Source organism: Bacillus cereus group sp. N24, assembly GCF_016483345.1.
Taxonomy (GTDB): Bacteria; Bacillota; Bacilli; order Bacillales; family Bacillaceae_G; genus Bacillus_A; species Bacillus_A toyonensis.
In genome coordinates, this window is sequence record NZ_JAEHCA010000074.1 from 1 (window position 1) to 1,961 (window position 1,961).

Below are 1,961 nucleotides of genomic sequence, written 5' to 3' on the forward strand. Positions count from 1 at the left end.
ATCTTGTTTCCCCCTTACTACCATATATTTTTCGTTCCCAATTTTGCATTTTGATTAAACAATTTAAACATAAGCTCTAACTTTTTCTCTTCATCCACATCTAATAGTTCGGTAGAGCGTTTAATATACCGCTTTGCTGCATCTACACGTTCTTTTACGATTAATTCCGTTTCTCCGTAAATGAATAAGAAGGCTTCCCGATTTGTTCTGCCCCATTCTAAAAACTGCAGTTCTTTTAACTTCTGATTTAAAATCCGCTCATACAAAGGACTGGTACATTCTTTTATTTTCTTCTCTATATATCGTTGCTGTTCGGTTGTTTGACATGGGAAGTTTAAAAAAACGAGTTTAATGGACTGTTTGTAGGCTTGATAAAAATACGCATGTGAGAAAATGACAAATGCTTGCTCGTCGCTATTCTTAGAGAACATATCGTCACCTTCCACTTGAAGAATTTCTAAAAACTCCTCATTTTTTAGTTCAAATATGCCATCTTCTGTCATGTCTACAATTTGCATAATTTCCGCAATACTTTTCTTTACCTTTGGTGGTGCTTCTTTCTTTTTTCTAGAGAAAAAGCCTAGAAGTTTTGGATTTTTCTTTTTCAAAACATCTTTCTTTGCTTTTTCTCTTTTTTGTTTTTTTGCTTTGTTTTCTGTCTTTGGTTTTTCTTCCTCTTTCTTTTTTGTTGGTACCACCTTAACAATATCTTTTGGCTCGGAAAGTTTTTTTTCTAACTGCTTTTCGTTAAAATGAAATGCCTTTTTGATCGGTTTTTCTATTTGTTTGGGTTTCTCTTTTTCTACATCTTTTTCGCTGAATAACGCCATATGTGACCCCTCCCTTATTGATCGTTATCAATGGCGCAATATGCACCTTTTCTTCTTAGCAATGTAATAATCAACACTTCATACATTCGTTTTTGAGGATTCGTACTTGGTCGCCAAATCATGATAATTGCAATAACTGCCATGAAAATAACAAACGGTAATTGAAAGGAATCATGTACAAAATTCCTAAGAATCATCGTTACAACTAATAAGCCAATTAATAAAAAGAAATCTATTAAATAAAGCACTTTATTAATCCGTAATTCTGTACTGATTTCCTTCGGAATCCGATAGCTTCTCATCGGGATTCCCTCCTTTTCGACAATAAAAAATAAGCGTAATCGTACGCTTATTTTTTATCTGTATTCTTTTTATTTTTGTTTACAATATCTCTCCAACTTTTACCCGTGTTTTGCCCCATCTGATAAAAACGCTTTGTATTTTGTACCGTGTCTGAATTATTGATTCGTTCTTGAACCCCTCTTACTGTTTGCTTAACAGATGATGTAGTGGAGTTATAACCTTTTTTAACTGTATCCGTTGCATATTGTCCTAATGTCCGTGTTTCCTGACTTCTACTTGCTGCCACTTCCTTATCACTTTCATAAGGAATAATTGGGCTACTATGTGTCACCGTTACGATGTCGGCTGATGCCGGGCTACTTCCGCTTGGCACTGATCTTGGCGTTTCTACTGGTGCCGGACTTCCTCCACTTGGTACTGGTCTTGATGTTTCTACTGGTGCCGGACTTCCTCCACTTGGTACTGATCTTTGTGTTTCTACTGGTGCCGGGCTTCCTCCACTTGGCACTGGTCTTGATGTTTCCATTGATGTCGGGCTACTTCCGCTTGATACTGTTCCTGCCGTTTGACTTCCTTCATTTGCCCCTTGTCTTACGCCTCCTGGTGTTTGATTTCCTTCGCTCGCTCCTTGTCTTACTGTTCCTGCTGTTTGACTTCCTTCACTTGCTCCTTGCCTTACTGTTCCTGGTGTTTGACCTCCTTCACTTGTTCCTTGTCTTACGCCTCCTGGTGTTTGATTTCCTTCGCTTGTTCCTTGTCTTACTGTTCCTGCTGTTTGACTTCCTTCACTTGCTCCTTGCCTTACTGTTCCTGGTGTTTGACCTCCTT

At 38.0% G+C, this 1,961-nt stretch carries 2 protein-coding genes and 1 pseudogene; all 3 read right to left on the reverse strand.

Going from position 1 to position 1,961, the window contains the following annotated elements:
• Positions 1–17: 17 nt before the first annotated feature.
• Positions 18–830 carry a hypothetical protein gene (locus JDS95_RS30355; RefSeq protein ID WP_097838335.1) on the reverse strand — a complete coding sequence of 271 codons (813 nt, stop codon included), beginning with the start codon at positions 828–830 and terminating at the stop codon, positions 18–20.
• Positions 831–844: 14 nt separating this feature from the next.
• Complete coding sequence (locus JDS95_RS30360) at positions 845–1,132, reverse strand: DUF5592 family protein (RefSeq protein WP_001258275.1); 288 nt, start codon at positions 1,130–1,132, stop codon at positions 845–847.
• A gap of 47 nt (positions 1,133–1,179) precedes the next feature.
• Positions 1,180–1,961: pseudogene (locus JDS95_RS30365) on the reverse strand (pLS20_p028 family conjugation system transmembrane protein); the annotation flags it as partial.